Genomic DNA, 23750 nt, shown 5'->3' on the forward strand with positions numbered 1-23750 from the left:
CACCCCTATTCCTTTATTCCAAAAACTACTCTGTTCAGCCCTGCCAAATCTTTTTTTATTTCAACACTATTAAATCCATGGGATTTTAAAAGCCAAGCGACTTCATCTCCCTGATTATATCCTATTTCAAAAAGAAGAATTCCTCCAGATTTAAGATATTCTTTTCCGTCTTTAACAATGAACCGATAAAAATCCAATCCATCTTTTCCCCCGTCTAAAGCAATTGTCGGCTCATATTCACTCACTTCTTTCATAAGACCTTTGATTTCATCTGTAGGAATATATGGGGGATTGGATACAATCATATCAATGGTTCCTTTTAAATCTTCAGGAACTCCTTTAAAAAGATTGCTTTTTATAAAATGAACCCTGTCATTAACTTGATTCAACTTTGCATTATGTTCTGCCACATTAAGGGCAGGCTCTGAAATATCTATACCAATAACGCGGCTTAATGGAGCATAGTAAGCAATACTTATGCCAATACAGCCTGAGCCCGTACAAACATCTAAAACTTGAAATTCTTTTTTCCGATCGATCAATTCCAATGCCGTTTCAACCAATATTTCTGTATCCTGCCTCGGAATTAAAACATGATTATTGACATAAAAAGGAAGAGACATAAACTCCTGTTCATTAGTCAAATACTGAGTAGGAGTTCCCTTTAGCCTTCTATAAATAAGGTCTTTATAAACTTTTTCCTGTTCTTCTGAAATTTCATCCTTTGAATGTGTAAAAAGTTGAACTCTGGAGAAAGAAAGAACATGGGAAAGAAGAATTTCCCCATCCAATGCCCATGTTCTGATATGAGCATCCTTTAATAGGGCCTTTCCCTCAGCCAGGACTTTTTCAATTGTCTTCTTCATCCTCCAGAACTCCTTTCAATGCAGTGATTGCTACCTCAATCTGTGCATCATCTGGTTCTCTGGTGGTGAATGTCTTTTGCAGCCACATTCCCGGAATACTAATCCAGCAGGCTAACTTAGTTTCCGATTTCCTTGCCCATCGGATGACTTCATAGGAAAGCCCTGCAATGAGCGGAACAAAAATAATTCTGCTCAACACCCTAAGTAACGGGCTTTCAATATTAAATACTGCAAAAACTGCAACACTGACAAGCATTACGACAAGAAGAAAACTGGTTCCACAACTCTTATGCAGTCGGCTGTGTTTTTTTACGTTTTCAACGGTTAGCTCTTCTTCATGTTCCAGGCAGTTTATGGTTTTATGCTCTGCACCATGATATTGAAATACTCTTTGAATATCCTTCATCTGGGAAATCAAATAAATATAAATAAGAAAAATAGCAATTCTAATAGCACCTTCTAAGAGATTTTGAAGCCAAACATTGGTAATGAAATTCTTAAATAATCTGGATAAGAAAAGAGGTGTCACCATAAATAAAGCAATCCCCAATATAATGGATACAACAATTGAAAATCCTATCAAATAATCTTCTAATTTATCCCCAAGTTTTTTCTCTAGATACTCTTCAACCTTTGAAGGTTTGCTTTCCTCTTCCACTTCAAAAAATTCTGCAGAATACGCCAATGTTTTAATCCCTATCACCATAGAATCGATAAACACTGCAACACCTCTAAGAAGAGGAAGTTTAAATATAGCATACTTCGTCATAATAGCAGTAACTGGCTTTTTATCCATAACGATTTCCTGGTCCGGTTTTCTAACTGCCACAGTATAAGTTTTTGATCCTCTCATCATAACGCCTTCAATAACGGCCTGCCCGCCAACATTTGTACGCTTCAAATCCCTCACCCCCTGTCATATTGTTAACAAATTAACCCTTCTATTCATAACTTACAGAACTATCGCATTTTTGAACAAAAAACTTAATTCTTTCAAGCAGGATCAATTTTCCTTGTTTAAAAAAAAGGGTTGAGTGCAACCGCCTCAACCCCTTACTGTTCTTGCCCAATTCCATATCTTTTATTGAACTTATCAATACGACCTTTTGCCGCTGCTGCTTTTTGTTTCCCGGTATAGAAAGGATGACATTGGGAACAAACTTCTACACGTATTTCTTTCTTTACAGAACCTGTTTTAAAAGTATTTCCACAGTTACATACTACTGTAGCTTCTTCATAATTTGGATGAATATCTGCTTTCATTCTTTTCACCTCTTTCACACAATATCTGCTTTAGACTTTTATCCGTTTTATTTCTCTATATAATATCTCTATAGCGACAACATTCGTATTATAACATATACCTTCCATTGTTGCAAGGGTAGTTTTAATTTACAATTTTTTCTCAATAATACTGATAAACTCCTGATTATTTTTTGTATGCATAAGCGTATCAATAATACTTTCTGTTACATCAGTAGAAGTCATACGACTCATGGCTTTGCGTATTCCATAAACCACTTCCAGTTCGTTTTGGTTAAGAAGCAGTTCTTCTCTTCTGGTTCCTGACTTGTAAATATCAATAGCTGGAAAGATGCGTTTTTCTGAGAGCCTTCTGTCTAAAACCAATTCCATATTTCCTGTTCCCTTAAATTCTTCAAAGATCACTTCATCCATTTTACTTCCTGTTTCTACTAAAGCTGTTCCTAGAATCGTGAGACTACCGCCTTCCTTAATATTTCTTGCGGCTCCGAAGAATTTTTTAGGCATATGAAGTGCAGCAGGATCAAGACCTCCAGATAAAGTCCTGCCACTGGGAGGAATTGTAAGATTATAGGCCCTTGCCAAACGGGTAATGCTGTCTAATAAAATAATAAGATCTTTTTTCTGTTCTACCAGCCTTTTAGCCCTTTCCAATACCATCTCTGCAACCCTTTTGTGATGCTCTGGTTGTTCGTCGAAAGTTGAATAAACGACTTCAACATTTTCTCCTTGAATGGATTGCTTCATGTCAGTTACTTCTTCGGGTCTTTCATCTATGAGAAGTACAATCAGTCTGGCTTCCGGATGGTTTTTAGTGATTGCATTGGCAATCTTTTTTAAAAGCACTGTTTTCCCTGCTTTAGGAGGTGCTACAATCATTCCTCTCTGACCTTTTCCTATAGGCGCTATTAAATCAATAAGTCTCGTGGACAGCTCTAATTGGTCACATTCCAAACGAATTTTTTCTGTAGGGTAGATGGGTGTTAGATCTTCAAAATTGGGACGTTTGGCTGCAACATCAGGATGATCTCCATTAACTTCTTTTACATACAATAATGCGCTAAATTTTTCATTTTCTTTAGGAATACGTATATTTCCCTTCACCAAATCTCCTGTTTTTAAATTAAATCGTCGTATTTGAGAAGGAGAAACATAAATATCTTTAGTCCCCGGAAGATAGTTTTCAGAACGTAAAAAACCATATCCATCTGCCAGTACTTCCAATACGCCTTCTTCAACGATCCCACTGTCTAACTGTCCAATTCCCGTTGGAACTTTAATTGCATCCTGAGAATCTTCCTTATCTTCAATTCCTTTATCTGCAATTTCCTTGTCTTCGTTTTCTTTCACTTCATCCATCGAACGGACTTCATTCATTGAATGGATTTCATTTATTAATTCTATAAGTTCACTTTTTTTGTATTTTGAAACACTTTTTACTCCTAGTTCTTTTGCTATTTCCCTTAAGTCCGCAAGGGTCTTACTGCTCCAATCATTATCCATGTTTTACCACCTTTATGCTTACAGTTTTGGTATTTCTAATTTCATGCCTTTTATTAAATCATTTTCGCTTTTCAAATGATTATAATTCATGATCTTTTTGTAATACCGTCCATTGCCGTATAACTTTGTACTGATCTTCCATAAAGTATCTCCCTCTTGCACGGTATAATATGTAACCTGAGTAGTCTGTGCACTTGTGGTTTCACTTTTTTCATTGGTTTGGGAAGATTCAGTTTCAGAGGATTTAGAGGATACTTGGGAAATGATTAAAGACTGTTCCTGGATTTGAGACTTAAGTTCTTCTATTTCTGATTTCAGACGTAAATTTTCAGAGGATAGTTCTTGATTTTCTTTTTTTAAACTACTAATTTGGGTATTTAATTCTTCTATTTGTTGTTGACTTGCCTGGGCTAATTCAGTTTCTCTGCTATTAAATAAGGATTGTATCGAATTGAATGTCACCCACATTATTATAATGATTAATAAAGCGCCTGTTCCTAGCACTGCAATACGCATAATCTTTTTTTTCAAGCTATGTCTTTTCTTTTTTTTCCGCCTTGCCGTAAGGCTATAAAAGTTCTCCAATTCTTCTGCCGTGAGCCTGCGTTCCTGGTTAAGAGGATTCGTCTCCCTCAGCAAAGCATCCAATTCTTCTTTAATCCTTTTTTGCTCTTCGCGTTCAAAATAGTCCTGTTCTTCAAGCTCATAATCATTTTCAACATAATCTTTATCTTCCATCATTAGTACATCTCCTTGCTTTTAACTTTGGAATATAGTAAAAATATAACATTATTCTATACTATATGTCCATCTTAAAACAAATATATACATATCTGGAATTAGTCTCATCTCATAGTAAAATAGTCCTACCTTTTTTAAGATATATAATCGTCTGAGCTTGAATAAATTTTAAGTCCTCATTGTTCCTCGTTAATAAGCTCATCTCATTTCCACAAAGTTTACATCTTAATTTTATTACATTCGTAAGTACATCCATTTCTACATTATTATTGCCACATTCACAATGAATCTTACCTAATTCAGCCAAATCATGTATATAATTAATACTTTCAATAGATACTTCGATATTCTTACACAATTCAGGGATTCCCATTTCTTCCAGAATAGACTTGAGCAGATCTTCATGATGATCCAATGCATCTCGGACACTCTCGTCTTTTCCAATAAATCCAATTTTCATATTTTTTTTGGGACATTGAAGGGTTTTTAACGAATCGGAAAAGAAATTATCCATAGAAAAGCCAAAGGTATGTATTTCACTGCATAAAAAGCAAGGGACCAAAATAGAGATCTTTTTTCTATCTTTAAAAATAATTCTAATAGAAGTTTTTCCACATTTGCAACCTAGATATTCTTCTTTTTTACCTGAAAAATTAAAAAGTGAAAAATCATTAAAACAAAACCTTCCACAAGCTGCACACTGAAAGACTATCGTCTGTTCTTTTCCTAACATCATCCCTATCACCTGCCTTTTATAATGAATTCTTCAAAATAACAAGAATTCCTTTTTACTGGGATAGGGATTTTAACCAAAGGGCTTTTGATATTTGATATGTAATAACAATAATGGGCGAAAACCTTCGCCCGACATACTAAAATGCTATGACAAGTCCCCCATCATCTGCATAGGTGGAACTTAAACCTCTCATTTCTACAATAATGATATCTTTAAAATTATATTTCTTAAGAACTTCTTCTTTAAATTTTAAAGCCCTTTCCAAGCAATTGCAATGGGCAATACCTAAAATTTTCTCTTCGAAATTCTTTCCTTCTTCTCCTATGATATCTACAAATTTATCAAATGCCTTTTTATAGCCTCTTACTTTTTGAACCAGTCGGATAGTTCCTTCTTCTGTTGAACCCATAATCGGCTTAATAGATAATACAGAAGCGATCTTTGCAATGAAAGGACTAAGACGTCCTGCTTTTGCTAAATGATCCAGGCTTTCCAGCAGGAAAAATGTCTTCATTTCTTTAATATATTTATTCACTTTCTGTACAATCTCTGATTCTTCAAGATTAATTTTTGATAACTCGTGGATTTTAAGCGCTATGAGTGTTTCTCCCACCGAAGCGCTAAGAGAATCGAATACATGTATGAATTTGTTTCCTACTTCTTCCAAATACATCTCTTTTGCCAATACGGCACTATTATAGGTTCCACTTAGATTCGAAGATAAAGTAACGACAAATACACTATCGTCTCCTTCATACTTTTTCATAAACTCCTCCGGAGACGGGCAAGCTGTCTTCGGTGCAGATTTGCACTCGCTCATTTCCTTTACATATTCTCTAACATCTAATTGCTCATCATCAACATATTTTTTGTCTTCCAATTGAAGTGTTAAAGGGGCAATTTCAATGTTTATTTCTTCTTTCATTTGAGCTGTCAAATCACAACTACTGTCTGCAACAATTTTAATCCCCATTATAGACCTCCTACTTTTATTATCCTATTATATTAATACAAGAATCATAATTATGCAAATTTATGAGTATAAATAAAGTAAAAATTTATGTTATATTCTGTTAGAACTCTTCTGTATCAGTGATATCGTTTCGAAGGCCATATTTAAGGAATGATTCTACGATATGAGCAGGCACCGGCTTACTCCAATAATACCCCTGCCCAATATCACATTGAAGAGAATATAACTCCTTAAGCTGCTCTTCTTGTTCAATGCCTTCTGCAATAGTCTTTAAATTGAGATGATGAGCCATGGAAATAATTGCATTTACAATAGCTTTATCATCTGTATCTTTAGTAATGTCTCTAATAAAGGATAAATCTATCTTCAAATGGTCTACCGGAAACTTCTTCAGATAGCTCAAAGAAGAATATCCTGTACCAAAATCATCGATTGAAATAGTGAAACCAGCATGTTTCATTTCTTTTAATACTTCATAGGTCGCAGCAATATCTTCCATAAAAGTAGATTCCGTAATTTCAAATACAATTAAATTCGGATTTAAATCATATCCTTTTACTGCTTCCATAATATCTTCCAATAAAGTACTGCTTCTGAACTGGACCGGCGAAAGATTAATGGCAACCGGCACAACATGATAGCCTTGATCAATCCACTCTCTTAGCTGACGGCATACGATTTGAATGATCTGACGGCCCACTTCCTTGATAAATCCTGTTTCTTCGAGAATAGGTATAAAAACCCCCGGTGAAATGATGCCACTTTCTCTATCATCCCATCTCACTAACGCTTCAAGTCCTGCTAATGTATGGGTTTTTAAATTAAAATACGGCTGATAATAAACGGTAAATTCATTATTTTTAATTGCTTTTAAAAGTTTATTTTCCATCAATAAAAAATTCTTGGCATCCGAATTCATGTGTTCTCCATAGAACATATATGTGTTCGTTTCACTTCTTCGTGCCAAAGAAAGAGCTATTTCTGTCTTGGATAAAAGCTGCTTCATATCTTTCCCATCATTAGGATATATAGAAATTCCCATAGACATAGAAAGCACTATTTCCTGCTCATCTATTCTAATGGGCTGCTGAATTAATTTAAAAATTTTATCTATATATACGAAGATATCTTCAGAACTTTTTATATCTTCTAATATAATTCCAAATTCGTCTCCTCCGATACGGGCAACTACATTTTTCTTGCCTATGGCTTTTGATAATTGATTTCCAATGCTTCGAAGCACCATATCCCCGATTTCGGTACCAAAGGTTTCATTAATAAAAATAAACTTATTGATATCCATAATAAGAATTGCTACTTTTCTGGTTCCTAATTCTGCATTGGTTATGGCTTGAGTAATTCTTCTACTAAATTCGGTACGATTCGGCAAACCTGTGATCATATCATAATAAGAAAGATAATAGAGCTTGTCTTCTAATACCACACTTTCCGTAATATCTTTTCCTGTTGAAACGAAGTATAGTATCTCTCCGTCTTCACTTTTTAGGGGCGAAATACTCTGACTTAAATGAAAGAGTTCACCATTTTTCTTTCTGTTTATAATGACATTTTGATAAGGTTTGCCTGATAAAATAGTATCCCACAGATTTTTATAAAAATCCTGATTATATTTATCAGACTTCCAAATAGAAGGGGTCTTTCCTATAATCTCTTCAATACTATAACCTGTTATTCTTGCAACAGACTCGTTGGCATATTCGATGATCCCATGTTTATTGGTTATGATCACCCAATCTACTGTCTGCCCGACTGCCATCATGAATTTCTTTACTTCTAACTCTGCCTTTATTTTCTCAGTAATGTCCGTTAAAGTAATCAATTTATAATAATTATTCATGCCATCTTTAATTTTAACAATTGTAATCAATGCGTGTATAGTTTTTCCGTTTTTTTGTTTTATAATTCGTTCCCCTGAATAGACGCTGTCTTCTTTCATAAATTTATTATGTTCATTCCAATATTGATCACTCTCATCAGGAGGAATAACCAAATGATAAGGCTGTCCCAGTAACTCATCTTGTTGATATCCATAAAGTCTGCAATAGACATCGTTTACATATACAAAAAGCCCTTCTCTGTCCATGATACAAATTGCTATTTCCAGGGCATTAAAGGCGTTGATTAAGAGTTTCAATTGATTGCAGCACTGGTTTCCTTCATTCAAGTTGTCTCTTGGCTCAAAATTATTATGCATAGAATCCCCCTTGTACTCTTACTGCGACTCCTATTTATCATTTTAACACGACTTTACCAAAAGACAATGTTTTTTGTAGAATAAAATAAAAAATTAAAATGTGCACCTTTAGGTACACATTATTGGGCTGCTTGTTCCAATGCTCTTTTAACAGCTAATTTCCATGATTCACAACTCTGGGTAGCTCCTGCAATTGTATCCACATCATAGGTTTGTGCTTCGATCATCCTATTCGCCATATCAATACGATATTGCTTTAAATTAGGATAAGTTTTTCCATCTTTTTCTTCTCCCGTCCAATTGTCATAATTAACTTCATTACCTTGTGCATCCAATCTTCTTAAAGTAATAGCGGTAATTTTTCCGCCATCAATAACAACTGTTGCTTCCTCACTGCCCTGTTCTCTTTTTTCTCCTTGGGCAGTATATTCCCCATCCTTTAAATCTCCTATAACATCTGGCTCTGTATTCGTATTATCTGTGCTTGTACCGCCATTATCTGTAACATTTGTCCCTCCCTGATTATTTGTTGTATTATTATTGGCACAACCGAATAATGAGAGGAACATTCCCATAAATATTAATAAACATATATATTTCTTCATACGATCTTCCTTTCTTACTACATTTTATATAATCATTATAAGTAAAATTTAGTATTTTATTCATTGGATCAATTGGATCAAATATGCAAAATTTAGATTTTATGTTAAAATAAAGATATTGTTGCAATAATACATTGAGGGGTGGTATATATGAGTATAGTAAAATTGAAAAAAATAAAAGAGTATCTTCTCGATTTGCCTCTAAAACTATCTGATCCCGATAATCCTGATCTTAATCTATTCGGTTCAATAATAAATATAGCCGGGGAGACAATAGTCATACGATTAATCCTCGAAAATGTTGATTCAAATATTTATTTAAACAAAACTTATGATATTAAAATTTTTCGAGAAAGTTCTCTTTTCTCTTTTCAAGGCACTATTTCATCCATACACAAGAACGTCGCAAATATTAAAGTCCTATCTCCCATAAATAAAATCCAAAATAGAAAATACTTCCGTCTTAAGGTATTAGGTACGGCCACTCTGTATATTCCCGATTTAGATATATCCAGCGAGGCAATCTTTTATAATATCAGTGAAGGTGGACTAGGAATTGTTACATCTCAAACTCTGGAGAAAGAAAATGACGTCTTTATTGATATCCCTCTTATTCCTGTTAAAAATCTAAAAGGAATTGTTTTAAAAGAAGTTCCAACTCCATTTTTTGAAATAATTCCAACGACTTCCGTAATTCAATTTATTGCTTCTATGAATGATTCAATCCCTAAAAACTTAAATGACTTCGTTAACACTTACAATAAATCTTATGCGATTGAATTTAAACATGAAAACCCAAAGCATCCTGATCTCATTCGTAAATTTATATTCGATACCCAATTAAAAAGAAATGAAGAAAATAAGCATATTATCACATATTAAAAAGTATAACAACTTCTTATTCAACCCATAATTCATTTAAAAGAAGTATAATCATTCACCATTTTTTTATGCAAATATGTAAAAGACTATGAAAAATCAATTTTTTATGTTATAATCTTTCAAAGGCTGCAAGGCAGTGTAGGATTAAATTTTTAGGAGTGTGATTTGATTTGGAACCTGGTGAGCTATGGCAGGCTTTGGCCCTATTAATTCTTTTATCTTTTTCTGCTTTTTTCTCTGCGTCTGAAAGCGCTTTGATGTCTTTAAGCAAAATACGTCTTCGACATATGGTGGATGAAAAGATTAAAGGGGCAGATATAATTAACAGGTTGATAGAAAACCCTAGTAAATTATTAGGAGCAATCTTAGTAGGAAACAATATTGTAAATATAGGTGCTTCTGCTTTGGCAACCTCTCTGGCGATCAAGCGTTTTGGAAGTGCAGGAGCAGGTATAGCAACGGGGCTTATGACGCTTCTTGTATTAATTTTTGGCGAAATAACCCCAAAATCATTGGCTGTTCAAAATTCAGAAAAAGTTGCCCTGAAGGTATCTAAAATAATTTCTGTCATTACAGTGATCTTAAGTCCTATTGTAACTGTCCTTATGTTTATTACTAACTTTCTCATTAAGTTATTAGGAGGGGATCCACAAAAGCAGAACTCCTTCATAACAGAAGAGGAGTTAAAAACCATGGTGGATGTCAGCCATGAAGAGGGTGTTTTAGAGGGCGACGAAAAGAAGATGATTTATAATGTTTTCGAATTTGGAGAATCCCAGGCAAAAGATGTAATGACTCCAAGAACAGATATGGTTGCTGTAGAAATCAATGCAACTTATGATGAAATTATTGATTTGTTTAAGGCAGAGCAATTTTCAAGAATGCCTGTATATGAAGACAATACCGATAATATTGTTGGTATTTTATATATAAAAGACTTGATTTTCTTTGAAGGAAATCAAGATAAATTTGATTTAAAACAAATCATCCGTCCTCCTTTCTTCACCTATGAATTTAAGGGTACCTCGGAGCTATTTGCTGAAATGCGTGCCAAAAGAACGCCTATGGCCATTGTTTTGGACGAATATGGCGGTACGGCAGGTATTGTGACGATGGAAGATCTGGTTGAGGAAATCGTAGGTGATATCGAAGACGAATATGATGAAAAAGAAGAAGAAATACAAGTGATCAAAGAAGATGAATATATTGTTGACGGAAGTACGAGAATCGACTTTCTCAATGAAATGATCGGTACAAATATTGAATCTGAAGACTTTGATTCTATAGGCGGTTTCGTCATCGGAATTCTTGGTCGCCTTCCTGAACCGGGAGAAAATGTGGAATATGATCATATTAAATTTATCGTTGAAGACATTGACAAAAACCGTATTGAAAAATTAAGAGTTTTAACCTAAAAAAGTAGAAAGGCCCTAAAACACCTTTCTACTTTTTTATTCTTTTACTCAGTCTGCCATCTTCTTGTCCATTTTCTGCTCTTCCATCTGAAAATCATACATATACCTCTAAACCATTCATCTATAACCATCCCCATCCATATTCCAGGAAGTCCATAACCCAAAACAACACTAAAAATATAGCCACCCAATACTCCAAAACTCCACATGGAAATCATGGCCATCACTACAGGGAAAATCACATCTCCTGCTCCCCGGAGGCCATTAATCAATACGACATTGAAGACTCTTCCGGGCTCTAAAAAAGCATCTACCATAAGGGTAGCTCCGCCTAAAACAATAATTGCAGGATTCTTTGAAAATACACTTGTAAGTGTTTTTCCAAAAAAGAACAGAATAAATGCTCCCATTATGGCAAAAGCCATTCCAATTTTTAAATTATTAAAACCTGTCTTATAAGCTTCCTCTATTTCACCGGCACCAACCAATTGCCCGATGATGATTTGATTCGCCTGTCCAACAGCCAGGACAAATATGCACGCAATCCAGCTGATCTGCCATACATATGTCCTTGTAATATAGGCTATATCTCCAAGATTAATCAGTATAATACTCATTAATACAGTTTGAGACAAACTATATGACATATTTTCCATGGCTGCAGGAAACCCTATACGAAATAGTTCTTTTAAAATATGTATTGAATGTTCTTTAAGACGATTAAACATTTTGACCGAGAGTACACTTCTTACTAAGAAGGTGAATGCTGCAATGACAGCACATATTTTACTGAAAGTAGTTGCAAGCGCTACGCCTTTTACCCCCAGGACAGGCATCCCGAACCATCCGAATATAAATACAGCATCTCCGATAATATTTACAATATTCATTATACCCGTAATAAACATACTCTGTTTTGTATATCCATGGCTCCTGATAATGGCCAGTAAAGTGTTTAAAACCGCCTGAACAAATAGTGCGCCTCCTACAATAAAAGTATATTCATAAGCATAGTGCATCAGATCAGGGCTGACACCTATTCCCTGCAAAATTGATTTTCCAAATATAATCATAATTGTGCTGATGATTATACCTATAATTAAATTCACAACAAGGGATACTGCACTGACTTTCTCTATCTCCTCCTGCTTTTTAGCCCCTACATTTTGTGCCACCAATACAGCTGTTCCGGCAGATATAATTGCAAAAATCAAATTGAGATTATTAATGATCTGGTTTGACGCTCCTACTGCTCCAGCTGCTCGGTCATCGTATTGACTTAACATAAAAATATCAACAATACCAAGAAGCAAAGATAATAACAGCTCAATAAAAATCGGCCCCGCTAATTTTACTAAACGTTTCTGTCTTTCCATCATATCCCCTCATTTTCTAATAAAATATCAAAATTTATCATAACACATCCATCATTTGTGTCAATTACAATTGTATAGCATTCACATAAAATTAGAAAAAATTTTAAATATCTTTTTTATTTTAAAGTATAATAATTGACCCTTTCGGGAAAAAATATTAAAATAGTTATACCATATATAAAGGAGGAATTAAAACAATGATTGCAAAAATAGATAGGGATGGCTGTATTGGTTGTGGAACCTGCCCTGAGGTATGCCCAGAAGTATTTCGTATGGCAGATGACGGACTGGCTGAGGTATACGTGGATGAAGTTCCTGAAGACGCCAAAGATGCTGCCATCGAAGCACAAGAAGCATGTCCCGTTTCTGTAATTGTTGTTGAAGAATAAATGTAGTCCTCGTGATAAGTCACGAGGATTTTTTTATTACACAGGAAATCCTTAAGGATTCCCTGTGTAATAAAAAATTTCCCGGGCAAGATGGAAATTGACGCGCATGATTTGCAAGAGACTAAACTTTCTTGCAGAAATTTTCTAAGATAATAGTTCTATAATACTTCCTCGAAAAATAGAATATAAAAGTCATACTATATTTGGGATGGTGAAAACCTTGAAAAGAATACTGTATAGTATCATTTTTATAGGTTTGGTTTTACTGATGATCTTCCCTAACAACCCCAATATTGCAAAAAACGAAACCTTTGACGATATTCCTCTGGTTGCCATTTATCCTAATCAAATTGTAGACGCGAGCAGCGAACCCTATCCATATCTTAATGCAAAAGGAGGTATTAAATTCACCCGAACCTTATATCCATGGCAAGTCGGAGAAGACGTCATGCAAATTCGAAAAGCCTTAAAAAAAATAGGCTATCCGATTTCCACAACCTCCTATATGTTTGACCAAAATATGAAAAATATTGTTTTTAAATTCCAAAAGGATCACGGTCTGAAAGTTGATGGAATTGTAGGAAAAAGTACTGTGAATGCAATCAATAAAATATTGATCGAATCAGGTATGACTGCTCCTAATATACAAACCATCGTAACTAAATGCCCTACAAACGGATATTGGATTACCATTAATAAATCTTCCAATACATTAACCTTATTAAAGGGAAAGAACGTTATTGAAAAGTTTCCGGTAGCAACAGGCAAAGAACCTAGTTTTACACCGGAAGGAAAATGGAAAATCCAAAATAAAGTTGTGAATCCTGCATGGAAAAACATTAAAGGAGGCGTTCCGGAAAATCCTCTGGGCTATCGCTGGATGGGCCTTAATATATCCGATGGATATGTTTTTGGTATTCATGGCACCAATAATGAATGGAGTATCGGATATTTTGTTTCAAAGGGATGTATAAGAATGCAGAATAAAGATGTCGAAAGGCTATTTTCAATTGTTAAACCTGGAACTCCCGTATGGATTGGAACACAAAAAAAACTTAGTCAATGGGGATATACTGTAAAATAATGAAATACTATGATATAATATAACCAGTATTTTATAAACTAAGGAGGAATCTGCAAATGAGCTTTGAATGGAAAGACCGCTACAGCCTTAATATCCCGGAAATCGACGAACAGCACAAGAGACTTTTTGAAATTGGGTACCATGCTTATAATCTGGCAATGTTAAATGACGGATACGATCATTATGATGAAATTATGACCATCGTTGATGAACTTTTGGATTATGTCAAATATCATTTTGAATACGAAGAAAAACTTTTAGAAAAATACAATTACAGCAAATTTGTCAGCCACTGCAACGAACATAATTTTTACATAGATAAAATAGCACATATATCCGGGGACAAAGTCGATGCTGACCAGCAAAAGGCCATATTAGATATCCTCAATTTTCTTTCTGAATGGATCAGCAATCACATTTTAATAACCGATAGGCAATATGCTAATGAACTTAGAGAAAAAGGGTTCATAAAATAAGGCAGGGGTTCCCTACCTTATTTTAATTTCCTTAAATGTTTCGCCCTCTAAAGTCTTTATTTTGAATACATCATCTTCCAAGATTCCATAAGAATTTGGATTGTTTTCTTTAGGCAGGGAAACGGAACCTGGATTGATTATAAAAATTTCCCCGGATTTTTCAGCTTTAGGAATATGAGTGTGCCCATAAATAAATACATCTCCCCTGCTTAATTTAGGAAGATTGGCTTCATTATAAACATGTCCATGGGTTAAGAATAATCTTTTTCCATTGTAAAAAATCGTAGAATATGTGGACATGAGCGGGAAATTCAATACCATCTCATCTACTTCACTGTCACAATTCCCTCTGATCGCTATAATTTTATCCCCAACACTATTTAGTAACGCAATAACTTCCTGTGGATTGTATTCTAAAGGCAGTGGATTTCTTGGTCCATGATACAGTTCATCTCCAAGTATAACAATATAGTCTGCCTTTTCTTTTTTAAACATTTCCAATGCTTTTTTGGCATAATAGGCTGAGCCATGAATATCCGACATAAAAAATAATTTCATCTTTTTAGCCTCCAATAATCATTTTATAAAGCTTTTATGGAAAAATTATAAAAAACACAACTATTCATGTCAATGCCAATAATGAAACCCCTCTGGTTTTTTCAGAGGGGTTTTAATATCGGTAATTTGATTTTTGGGAACTATTTCTATCTTGCCATCCTGTCTTTTGATGCGATATTGATTGAGTTCAAAACCTGCCAGCTGGAATGGGTTTAAAGATAAGTCTTCTATAATCGCTACGGTTTCTCCTGTCCTGATATCTTTTCCTTCATTTAAAACAAAATGCTGATACTTTTCACTCCAATAGTATACTTTCGGAACTTCCTTCGAAGCAACGACTTCAAATTCACTTTCCCTTGGCATATTGATGCTGTTAGTGCTTTTTGATTTAGCATAGGATTGGTGTTCTAAGGTTCTAAGGACCGGATATGGTCCGTTCTCCCATTGGATGTCGGTTTTGTCTGCTACTCTAAGCCATCTTGGATTGGTTTTAGGCGGTTGATCCCACATTTCATTCCAATACCCTTGATATTCTTCTATAACAGAAAGAACCATCTGAAATTGTCCATTATTCCATATATACCCTCTTAAATAAGTGCCTTTCTCAAAAGCTCCCAGCATCTGGTCCACATATTCACGAACAATAACGATATCTTTCCCTTTTTTGCCCATAGGAATGGTCTGAACTCCTGAGATGTCAAAAAAGGTATCCACTAACCCTACGTATTTATATCCTCCATCTTCCTTCTGATATACGGCAATAATGGACTTTTTAGGTTCCAGTGAGACTGTTAAAATAAGTTCCTTTTGTGTATCTCCCAGTAAATCCCCTGTATGAACTTTTATATCGATTTGATCAACTCGATCTCTCAACTGGGAATAACCCGTATTGTCTAAAACAACTGCTAATATCTTATTTTTATTCTCGGGATCATTAAAGTTTTTTATCCATTCGGGATTAAGATTATGATTTTGGGCTTTTGCTATTGAATATAAAGTTATTGTTATAACAGTTAATACGCAGAAAACAAGGCCTATTTTCTTTGCTAAACCTCTCATATTCTTCCCCCATATTGAAATGCTTGATTTATGTATATGAGAGGAATAAGAAAAATATATCCTATTATAATAAATGTATTATATTTAATTTCACTCTTTTGAAAAACCCTAAAGGAAGCTATAATAAATTTGAAAATATACTTTATGAAAGGGAGCATTTTTATGTCTTACATACAATCTTATTATAAAAACGTACTTATGATTTTTTTAGGTACTTTTATCATGAGCATCCCTATTAATGGAATTCTCGTACATCATCATCTTTTGAGCGGAGGCGTCACTGGCATTGCCATGCTTCTTAATCTTCTTTTTAAATGGGATATGAGTTTACTCGTTTTGATTCTTAATATTCCTATTTTCATTTTAGGCTATAAATTCATTCACAAAAAATTTATTTGCCTGAGTTTACTGGGCATGCTATCTTTTACTGTATCTCTTTCCCTGACAAAAAACATACATATCCCAACAGATGATATTCTGGTTGCGGTCCTTTTAGGCGGGGTACTAAATGGTCTGGGATCGGGAATTGTTTTTCGGGGAAGTGGCTCCACCGGCGGAACAGATATCATTTCTAAAATCATGAATAAATTTTTTTCTCTCAGTATGGGTTCAGTTGGCTTTGGATTAAATGTAATTATCATTTTTTTGTCGGGATTTTTCTTTGGCGTAGATTTGTCTGTATATACTCTGGCTTTAATGTTCATTTCTTCACAAACTACTAATTATGTTGTAGACGGACTAAACTATAAAAGAACAATTTCTATTATTACAAATAAGGAAATTGAAATCTCAGAACAGATTATAAAAGAAGCCAAAAGAGGCGTAACGATTGTTCATGGACAAGGCGCTTATACTAAAGCCCCAAGAGCAATCATCACCTGTACTGTCGGAATCAGAGAAGTGGCAAAAATTAAAGAAATTGTAAAACGTACAGACCCCCATGCCTTTATGACCATAACAGAAACCGCTCAAGTTTTTGGTTCCGGGTTCTTAAGGTTAAATAAAATTGACTAAAATAAAAAACTCCTCAGGGAGTTTTTTATTTTACAATTGGAGGAAGTCCAATCTTCTTCTGTACTTTTCTTAGAGTTCTGTTGGCAATATAAGATGCTTTTTCTGCATTGGTTTTTATGATGCCATCAATGTATGCTTTATCTTTTTCCAGTTCATAAAATCTGTTTTGAAGTGGTCTTAATTCTTCTATAATGGCTTCTGCCACTTTGAGTTTAAATTCTCCATAACCCAAGGATGAGAACCTGTCCACTGCCTCTTCTACTGATTCTTCTGTAATACTGCAGTAGATATCCAAGAGATTTTTGATTCCCGGCTGCTTGTCGGTGTATTGAATCTTGGCCTCTGAGTCTGTTACAGCTCTCTTTAATTTTCTTACAATAGTATCAGGAGAATCTAAAAGAGCGATGTATGCATTTTCATTTTCATCAGACTTTGACATCTTCTTGGTAGGCTCCTGCAAGCTCATAATTCTTGCGCCTACTTTGGGGAAATAACCTTCCGGAACAGTAAAAGTATCTCCATATAAATTATTAAATCTTATAGCAATATCCCTTGTGATTTCTAAATGCTGACTCTGGTCGTTTCCTACAGGCACCAGATCCGCCTGATATAATAAAATATCCGCTGCCATAAGAACCGGATAAGTAAATAGTCCGGCATTGATATTATCCTTATGTTTTTGGGATTTTTCCTTAAACTGAGTCATGCGGTTTAATTCGCCCATATAAGTAAAACAGTTAAGAATCCATGCCAATTCTGCATGGGCAGGCACATGGGATTGATAGTAAATAATATTTTTTTCCGGATCTAATCCCGCTGCGATATACTGCATCAAAACTTCTCTGGCTCTTTTCCTAAGTTCAGCAGGATTTTGACGTACTGTCAGGGCATGCAAATCTACAATGCAAAATAAACAATTGTATTCATCCTGCAATTTGGTCCAATTCTTTAAAGCCCCTAAGTAATTCCCCAGAGTAATATTTCCTGAAGGCTGCATACCGCTAAATATAACCTTCTTTTTTTCCGTTTGCATATCTGCTGTCATATCGTGTTCACCTCTTTTAGTAGTGTAGAAAAACTCGCTTTCATTAGTATATAATTTTTGCCAGAAAACTGCAAGGGAGAATCCTTTGAAACACCTTTTTATTGTGTAAGAAGTCCTTAAAGATTTCCTGCACAATAAAAATAGGGGAGGATACTACCCCCCCTATTATTTAATATATTTTTTCTACTCAGAAAGTGTCTCCCGGCTTAATCCTATGCGGGCAATGATTTGATAGAATAGAATGATGAAAATCACGTTTCCTATGGATGCTGGAATAACTACTCCCATAAACAGTGCTCCAAAACTTGCTCCGCCTGGAAGACCTACCAAAAGGTATGCACTGCCTAAAAATGCTGTTCCGCTAATGAGTGTTCCAATTAGTCCTATAATGCCCATTTTAAGTGTTTGAGGAATAGGGATCTTTCTTAAAGCATAAATGAGTAATCCCACAACAAAACCTGTGATACACTTGTCAATAATATTGGGTATCTGTCCTCCAGGGAAAGTCGTTGTTAATGCTGAAATCAGCCCACAGGCAATAGATGTTGCAGCTACATTCGTCGCATTAAAATTAATAAAGATGGCTAAAAACATCATGGATAATAAAAAGTCCGGTTTCATTCCTGCAAAAATTCCTGGTACAATGTAATGTAAAATCGCCCCGATTGCCAATAAAATTGCCGACATAGTTAAATGTTTTACCTTCATAATACATACCCCTTTCATTTTTTTAATATGGAGCTGGACACTCCCATTAGCCAGTTCCGAGTTCATGCAATAAAAAAAGCACTTCATCCCTGGTTAAGGGACGAAATGCTATGATTCCGCGGTACCACCCAAATTAGACAATTAAAACTGTCTCGCTCAAACAGATACGGAGATGAACTCGATATCCTGCTTATATAACGGTAAGCATCCGGCGCCCACTACTTTCACAAAGATTTCATGGTACTTCTCATGGAACCATTCAATATATCTTTCTATATCGGACCTCACACCACCGCCGACTCGCTGAATAGAATCGATATATCTACTCTTTCCACTCATTGAATTTCAATATTTATTATTGAAGTTATTATAATATATTTTTTTGAATTGTGCAATACTTTTTTTATTTTCTTACACTGCCATTTCTTGGCTTTTCTTTTTCTTTCTTTTTCCTCTTAATTTCCTGGATATATCATCAAATAACGTATAGTTAAGAGGAATAACTACTAATGTAAGGATCGTAGATAATGACAATCCTCCTATAACGGCTGTAGCTAAAGGTGCCATGGTCTCTGCTCCTTCACCGATTCCTAATGCCATCGGAAGCATTCCAAGGACAGTTGTAAGGGTTGTCATAAGAATAGGTCGCAGTCTTGTGGGCCCAGCCTCTAATATAGCTTCTGTTCTGTCATATCCTCTTTTTCGAAGCTGAATAATATAATCAATTAATACGATCGCGTTATTAACAACTATACCTACCAGCATAATTAATCCTATAAATGAAGGCATACTTAAGGTTCTGCCCGTTACAAATAATCCGAGAATAGCTCCGGTTAAAGCTAAAGGTACAGAAAACATAATTGTAAACGGATGGAGGAAAGATTCGAATTGTGCCGCCAAAACCATGTATACAAGTAAAATCGCCAACAATAATGCTAATCCAAGACTGGAGAAGGACTCCATCATTTGTTCTACTTCTCCCGAGAATTTATAAGTATATCCGTCAGGCATTGGGTATTCTTTTAATCTTTGGTCAATAGCAGTCTGAGCAGTGCTCATATCTACTCCAAAAAGTGCTGAGCTCACTGTTACAACTCTTTTCTGGTTCTCTCTGTAGATACTGGTAGGGCTTTCACTTATAGAGATATCTGCCACTTCTGATAAAGGTACATTGACTCCCATAGGAGATGTAACAGCGATATTTTTAATATCCTTTAAGTATTCTGATCTTGATGTATCGTATACCATTCTTACATCAATCTCTGTTCCGTCTACCTTAAACCGGGTTGCCACAGAACCTTGTACGGCAGTTTTTAATGTGTTGGATATAGTTGCCATATTGAGTCCATACATGGATGCTTTTTGTCTGTTGATCGTAATTTGGGCTTCTGGAATGCCGTCTTCAAAAGAACTCGTTACTTCTCTTGTTCCCTCCACACTTTCCACAATATCTACGACATCATTGGCGATTTGTTTTAGCTTTTCCAAATCGTCTCCAGCAATTTCTATAGAAATTGGGCTTCCGCCTGTTACTGTCATAGAACTGCTTCCTGAAACGGAGAATTCAGCTCCCGGAATATCAGAAACCAAAACTCTGACTTCATCCGCAACTTCATCAACAGAACGTTCTCTTTCTTTAACAGAGCCTATATCCACCGTTAATGAGGCGCTGTTAGAAGACGTACCCGAGCTTAACATTCCGCCTCCGCCAATAGTTACAAATACTTCTTGTACTTCTTTAATACCTTCTAATTTTGCTTCAACCTGCTGTACTACTTCAAAAGTTTCTTCTATTACAGTGCCTTTTGGAAGAGTTACATCAATTGTAAAACTTCCTTCGTCAGAAGCCGGGAAAAATTCCATCCCAACCAGACCCAAGACAGGAATTGACAACGTAGCTATAAAAACGCCTATCGTAATCAAAGACGCTTTCAATCTATGGTGAAGAGTCCAGTTAAGAACTCTTCTGTATACCTTATCTATACTATCCAATACGGCACTCCATGCATCGAATATTTTAGTCGTTATTTTTCTTCTTTTAATTTCATCTACTTTTTCGACTTTTAAAATCTTAGAAGCCATCATAGGTACCAAAGTTACTGCAACAACTAAAGATGCAGTCAAAGAATAAGTTATGGTTAATGCCATCTCTTTAAACAATTTTGCAGTGATTCCTTCAACGAAAACTATAGGCAGGAATACGGCAATGGTTGTAAGGGTAGAAGCCAAAACCGCCATGCCAACTTCTGTAGTTCCTTTATCGGCTGCATCCTTTCGGCCTTCTCCATTTTCTCTATGCCTGTATATGTTTTCCAAAACAACTATGGCATTATCCACCAGCATCCCAATTCCTAGTGCCAATCCTCCTAAAGAAACCATATTTAATGTAAGGCCGCTGAAATACATCAGCGCAAAGGTCGCAACAATAGATACTGGTATTGCTGTTCCAACAATGAAAGTACTTCTTATATTTCGTAAGAAAACAAATAATATGAGTACAGCCAATATTCCACCCGAAATGGCAGTGGATGCAACATTTCCAATGGATGAATTAATAAATTCTGCACTGTCGTAAATCGTTGTAATCTCGATATCTTTTAATTCAGTCCTCACTTGCTCCAGGGTTTTATTAATTGCTTTAGACACCTGAACTGTGTTGGCTGTGGATTGTTTTTGAATGGATAAACTAATACTGGGCTGTCCGTTTATGTATGCATAAGAACTCATTTCTTTGAAAACTTCTTCAACTTCTGCGATATCTCTTAAATAAATGACGCCTCCGGAAGTCATAATAGGGAGATTTCTAATTTCCTCAATACTGTCAAATTCCCCTACAGCACGAAGAGTAAGAGTGCTGTTTCCCTGCTTTACTGTTCCTGCAGGGAGGTTTAAGTTTTCGGCTGCGATGGATTGCGCCACAGTACTTGGGGATATATTATAACCTTTTAGCTTATCTGGAAGTAAAGTAATGCGTATTTCCTTTTCTTTTCCTCCGCTTAAGCTGACAGAAGCAACCCCTTCTATTCTTTCTATTTTGCCAGTTATTTCGTCCTCTACAATTTGTTTTAATTTAACTAAGTCTTCATTTCCGCTGATCCCTATTTCCATGATTGGCATCATATTGGGATCCAGCGCCATTACCATAGGATCTTCTGCATCTTCCGGTAAAAAGTCCTTAATCATGTCAATCTTTTCTCGCATATTTAGCATTGCCACATCCATATCGGTTCCATCATTAAATTCTACAAAAATCATGGAGGAACCATTGGAAGACGTGGATGTTATGTTTTTTAAATTACTTACTGTCCCTACTGTAGCTTCTAAAGGTTTTGTAATCAGGGATTCTATTTCCTGAGGCCCTGCCCCGTTATAAGATGTCATGACTAATGCATAGGGAAGTTCAAAACTTGGCAATAAATCTACCGGTAGCCTTCCTATAGATACTATCCCCAGCAGTATTACAATAAATACAACCATGACAGTGGTAACAGGACGCTGTATTGATACTTTTGAAAGCTTCATGCCTATTCTCCTCCTAACCTAATTGTCTGCAATTTGGACTTTACCACCATCTTCAAGATAATTTTGTCCTTTTACAACAAGTTGTGCTCCTTCTTTTAATCCTTCTAAAATTTCTGCTTCTTTTCCATTATCAAGACCCAACTTAACCTCTAATTTTTTAGCTCTCTCTCCCTCAACAATATAAACATAATGCATATCGCCTTCTGTCAATACTGCTTCTCTGGGAACTATCACTGCATCTTTTACAGTATCTGCAGCAAATTCCACTTCCGCAAACATACCGGGCTTAAGTAAACCTTCTTTATTGGAAATCTCAATTTTAACAGGATATGTAAAAGTTCTTTCATCCGCTGCAGGACTTATGGCTTGAATCGTTCCTTCAAAAGGCTTATCAAACGCAGAACTTACATATACATTTACTTTCTGTCCTTTTTCGATTTTATTGATGAGTTGCTCAGAAACATTTACTTCTACAGATACTGTATCCATTTGTATAATCGTAAATGGTGCAACAGCGCCACTCACCATTTCTCCTGCATCAATTGTACGGCTGCTTACAATACCATCGATAGGACTTCTAACAGCTGCATCTTTTAGAGTTTCATAAGCGTTGGCCAATTGAACTTCCAGGCTTTCTTTGCTGGCCATTGCCTGAGCCACTTGGGTTTGTGCCTGTTCAACGCTTTCTTTTGAAAGTTTATTGATAAATAAATCATAAGCCTCTTTTGCAGAATTGTATCCGATAGCAGCTGTGTCATAAGCGGTTTTCATCTGATCCAATTGCTGCTTGGAAGCTGACCCTATTTCATATAAGGCTTTCATATCTTCATAAGCCTTTTTAGCATCTTGCAATTTGATTTCTGCCATTTGTAAATTTGATTCCAACTGATTTTTCTGTTGTTCCTGCTGACTACCTTTGGCGCTGTTAAGGCCAACTTTACTCATATTCACAGCAGCCTCAGCAGATTTAATTTGAGCTTCAAGGGTTCTTATGGTATTTTTAAGATCTGTTTCATCTAAAGTGAATAAAATATCTCCTGCTTTAACTACATCTCCAATATCAAAATTTACTGCTTTTACTTTTCCTGCAATTTTACTTGAAACAGTAATCTGCTGTTTAGGATTAATTTTCCCTCCATATGTAAAAGTATTAGAAATTTGTCCTTTTGAGACTTGCTCTACTTTAACAGGCGTTGCCTTTTCTTCTGTTTCATTCATTACTTCTTGGTTAGTCTGACCGCAGCCAGCAGTCAATATCCCTAAAGCAAGTACCATAGGGATTAATCTTTTCATTTTCATTGATACATCCTCCTTAATCTT

At 35.5% G+C, this 23750-nt stretch carries 22 protein-coding genes and 1 other annotated feature; of the genes, 6 read left to right on the plus strand and 16 right to left on the minus strand.

From position 1 onward, the window contains the following. Positions 1-5 precede the first annotated feature (5 nt). From prmC to JOD07_RS05725, 9 genes are all read right to left on the minus strand, one after another. Positions 6-866: a peptide chain release factor N(5)-glutamine methyltransferase gene (prmC, locus tag JOD07_RS05685; RefSeq protein ID WP_158739552.1), complete on the minus strand. Its 861-nt coding sequence runs from the start codon at positions 864-866 to the stop codon at positions 6-8. Then, a complete protein-coding gene (locus JOD07_RS05690; RefSeq protein ID WP_158739551.1) occupies positions 850-1767 on the minus strand; it encodes a DUF1385 domain-containing protein in 918 nt (305 codons plus the stop codon). The genes prmC and JOD07_RS05690 overlap by 17 nt, the downstream gene beginning before the upstream one ends. Positions 1768-1919: 152 nt before the next feature. Next, entirely contained in the window at positions 1920-2129 is a 210-nt protein-coding gene (gene rpmE / locus JOD07_RS05695; RefSeq protein ID WP_158739622.1) for a 50S ribosomal protein L31, read from the minus strand. Between the two features lie 129 nt (positions 2130-2258). Further along, positions 2259-3632, minus strand: coding sequence for a transcription termination factor Rho (gene rho, locus JOD07_RS05700; protein WP_158739550.1), 1374 nt, complete (start codon positions 3630-3632; stop codon positions 2259-2261). Positions 3633-3650: 18 nt separating this feature from the next. Further along, entirely contained in the window at positions 3651-4373 is a 723-nt protein-coding gene (locus tag JOD07_RS05705) for a LysM peptidoglycan-binding domain-containing protein (RefSeq protein ID WP_158739549.1), read from the minus strand. Between the two features lie 109 nt (positions 4374-4482). Further along, positions 4483-5106, minus strand: a complete 624-nt coding sequence (locus JOD07_RS05710) for a hypothetical protein (RefSeq protein ID WP_158739548.1) — start codon at positions 5104-5106, stop codon at positions 4483-4485. Between the two features lie 139 nt (positions 5107-5245). Further along, on the minus strand, positions 5246-6082 hold the full coding sequence (locus tag JOD07_RS05715) for a DegV family protein (RefSeq protein ID WP_158739547.1): 837 nt from the start codon (positions 6080-6082) through the stop codon (positions 5246-5248). Between the two features lie 100 nt (positions 6083-6182). After that, positions 6183-8297, minus strand: a complete 2115-nt coding sequence (locus tag JOD07_RS05720; RefSeq protein WP_158739546.1) for a sensor domain-containing protein — start codon at positions 8295-8297, stop codon at positions 6183-6185. Between the two features lie 119 nt (positions 8298-8416). Continuing rightward, a complete protein-coding gene (locus JOD07_RS05725) occupies positions 8417-8902 on the minus strand; it encodes an FMN-binding protein (RefSeq protein ID WP_201800569.1) in 486 nt (161 codons plus the stop codon). A 150-nt stretch (positions 8903-9052) separates the two neighbouring features. Between JOD07_RS05725 and JOD07_RS05730 the strand changes: the two genes are divergently transcribed. Both JOD07_RS05730 and JOD07_RS05735 read left to right on the plus strand, forming a co-directional pair. Further along, positions 9053-9784, plus strand: a complete 732-nt coding sequence (locus tag JOD07_RS05730) for a PilZ domain-containing protein (protein WP_204612744.1) — start codon at positions 9053-9055, stop codon at positions 9782-9784. A gap of 170 nt (positions 9785-9954) precedes the next feature. Beyond that, positions 9955-11199, plus strand: coding sequence for an HlyC/CorC family transporter (locus tag JOD07_RS05735; RefSeq protein WP_158739544.1), 1245 nt, complete (start codon positions 9955-9957; stop codon positions 11197-11199). 44 nt (positions 11200-11243) lie between these two features. Here JOD07_RS05735 and JOD07_RS05740 read toward each other — a convergent pair whose 3' ends face one another. After that, positions 11244-12575 carry an MATE family efflux transporter gene (locus tag JOD07_RS05740; RefSeq protein ID WP_204612746.1) on the minus strand — a complete coding sequence of 444 codons (1332 nt, stop codon included), beginning with the start codon at positions 12573-12575 and terminating at the stop codon, positions 11244-11246. Positions 12576-12772: 197 nt separating this feature from the next. Between JOD07_RS05740 and JOD07_RS05745 the strand changes: the two genes are divergently transcribed. From JOD07_RS05745 to JOD07_RS05755, 3 genes are all read left to right on the plus strand, one after another. Further along, entirely contained in the window at positions 12773-12964 is a 192-nt protein-coding gene (locus tag JOD07_RS05745) for a ferredoxin (protein WP_158739542.1), read from the plus strand. A gap of 220 nt (positions 12965-13184) precedes the next feature. Continuing rightward, positions 13185-14048 (plus strand): L,D-transpeptidase family protein, encoded by an 864-nt coding sequence (locus tag JOD07_RS05750; protein ID WP_204612748.1) that lies wholly within the window; start codon positions 13185-13187, stop codon positions 14046-14048. 56 nt (positions 14049-14104) lie between these two features. Then, the gene (locus JOD07_RS05755; RefSeq protein ID WP_158739540.1) at positions 14105-14524 is read left to right on the plus strand and encodes a bacteriohemerythrin; all 420 of its coding nucleotides are present in this window, start codon (positions 14105-14107) and stop codon (positions 14522-14524) included. Between the two features lie 12 nt (positions 14525-14536). Here JOD07_RS05755 and yfcE read toward each other — a convergent pair whose 3' ends face one another. Together yfcE and JOD07_RS05765 are read right to left on the minus strand one after the other, a co-directional pair. Then, a complete protein-coding gene (gene yfcE / locus JOD07_RS05760; RefSeq protein ID WP_158739539.1) occupies positions 14537-15082 on the minus strand; it encodes a phosphodiesterase in 546 nt (181 codons plus the stop codon). 69 nt (positions 15083-15151) lie between these two features. Continuing rightward, the gene (locus tag JOD07_RS05765; protein WP_158739538.1) at positions 15152-16141 is read right to left on the minus strand and encodes a hypothetical protein; all 990 of its coding nucleotides are present in this window, start codon (positions 16139-16141) and stop codon (positions 15152-15154) included. A 162-nt stretch (positions 16142-16303) separates the two neighbouring features. On the opposite strand from JOD07_RS05765, the gene JOD07_RS05770 reads away from it, so the two are divergent. Continuing rightward, positions 16304-17155, plus strand: coding sequence for a YitT family protein (locus tag JOD07_RS05770; protein WP_204612750.1), 852 nt, complete (start codon positions 16304-16306; stop codon positions 17153-17155). A 25-nt stretch (positions 17156-17180) separates the two neighbouring features. Here the strand turns inward: JOD07_RS05770 and trpS are convergent, their stop codons facing one another. The 4 genes from trpS to JOD07_RS05790 all read right to left on the minus strand — a co-directional run bounded on the left by trpS (position 17181) and on the right by JOD07_RS05790 (position 23729). Continuing rightward, complete coding sequence (gene trpS, locus JOD07_RS05775; protein WP_243144539.1) at positions 17181-18200, minus strand: tryptophan--tRNA ligase; 1020 nt, start codon at positions 18198-18200, stop codon at positions 17181-17183. A gap of 183 nt (positions 18201-18383) precedes the next feature. Then, entirely contained in the window at positions 18384-18908 is a 525-nt protein-coding gene (locus JOD07_RS05780) for a tryptophan transporter (RefSeq protein WP_204612752.1), read from the minus strand. A gap of 93 nt (positions 18909-19001) precedes the next feature. Next, positions 19002-19256 (minus strand) — a binding site (T-box leader). Positions 19257-19319: 63 nt separating this feature from the next. Beyond that, positions 19320-22430 (minus strand): efflux RND transporter permease subunit, encoded by a 3111-nt coding sequence (locus tag JOD07_RS05785; protein WP_204612754.1) that lies wholly within the window; start codon positions 22428-22430, stop codon positions 19320-19322. 18 nt (positions 22431-22448) lie between these two features. After that, positions 22449-23729 (minus strand): efflux RND transporter periplasmic adaptor subunit, encoded by a 1281-nt coding sequence (locus tag JOD07_RS05790; RefSeq protein WP_204612756.1) that lies wholly within the window; start codon positions 23727-23729, stop codon positions 22449-22451. Positions 23730-23750: the final 21 nt, after the last annotated feature.

It is taken from the genome of Defluviitalea raffinosedens (assembly GCF_016908775.1).
Lineage (GTDB): Bacteria > Bacillota > Clostridia > Lachnospirales > Defluviitaleaceae > Defluviitalea > Defluviitalea raffinosedens.

Coding starts and splice junctions, on each gene's coding strand:
- prmC (WP_158739552.1), bottom strand. CDS start 866: ATGAAGAAGACAATTGAAAAAGTCCTGGCTGAGGGAAAGGCCCTATTA.
- rpmE (WP_158739622.1), bottom strand. CDS start 2,129: ATGAAAGCAGATATTCATCCAAATTATGAAGAAGCTACAGTAGTATGT.
- rho (WP_158739550.1), bottom strand. CDS start 3,632: ATGGATAATGATTGGAGCAGTAAGACCCTTGCGGACTTAAGGGAAATA.
- JOD07_RS05705 (WP_158739549.1), bottom strand. CDS start 4,373: ATGATGGAAGATAAAGATTATGTTGAAAATGATTATGAGCTTGAAGAA.
- JOD07_RS05710 (WP_158739548.1), bottom strand. CDS start 5,106: ATGTTAGGAAAAGAACAGACGATAGTCTTTCAGTGTGCAGCTTGTGGA.
- JOD07_RS05715 (WP_158739547.1), bottom strand. CDS start 6,082: ATGGGGATTAAAATTGTTGCAGACAGTAGTTGTGATTTGACAGCTCAA.
- JOD07_RS05720 (WP_158739546.1), bottom strand. CDS start 8,297: ATGCATAATAATTTTGAGCCAAGAGACAACTTGAATGAAGGAAACCAG.
- JOD07_RS05725 (WP_201800569.1), bottom strand. CDS start 8,902: ATGAAGAAATATATATGTTTATTAATATTTATGGGAATGTTCCTCTCA.
- JOD07_RS05730 (WP_204612744.1), top strand. CDS start 9,053: ATGAGTATAGTAAAATTGAAAAAAATAAAAGAGTATCTTCTCGATTTG.
- JOD07_RS05740 (WP_204612746.1), bottom strand. CDS start 12,575: ATGGAAAGACAGAAACGTTTAGTAAAATTAGCGGGGCCGATTTTTATT.
- JOD07_RS05745 (WP_158739542.1), top strand. CDS start 12,773: ATGATTGCAAAAATAGATAGGGATGGCTGTATTGGTTGTGGAACCTGC.
- JOD07_RS05755 (WP_158739540.1), top strand. CDS start 14,105: ATGAGCTTTGAATGGAAAGACCGCTACAGCCTTAATATCCCGGAAATC.
- yfcE (WP_158739539.1), bottom strand. CDS start 15,082: ATGAAATTATTTTTTATGTCGGATATTCATGGCTCAGCCTATTATGCC.
- JOD07_RS05765 (WP_158739538.1), bottom strand. CDS start 16,141: ATGAGAGGTTTAGCAAAGAAAATAGGCCTTGTTTTCTGCGTATTAACT.
- JOD07_RS05770 (WP_204612750.1), top strand. CDS start 16,304: ATGTCTTACATACAATCTTATTATAAAAACGTACTTATGATTTTTTTA.
- trpS (WP_243144539.1), bottom strand. CDS start 18,200: ATGACAGCAGATATGCAAACGGAAAAAAAGAAGGTTATATTTAGCGGT.
- JOD07_RS05780 (WP_204612752.1), bottom strand. CDS start 18,908: ATGAAGGTAAAACATTTAACTATGTCGGCAATTTTATTGGCAATCGGG.
- JOD07_RS05785 (WP_204612754.1), bottom strand. CDS start 22,430: ATGAAGCTTTCAAAAGTATCAATACAGCGTCCTGTTACCACTGTCATG.
- JOD07_RS05790 (WP_204612756.1), bottom strand. CDS start 23,729: ATGAAAATGAAAAGATTAATCCCTATGGTACTTGCTTTAGGGATATTG.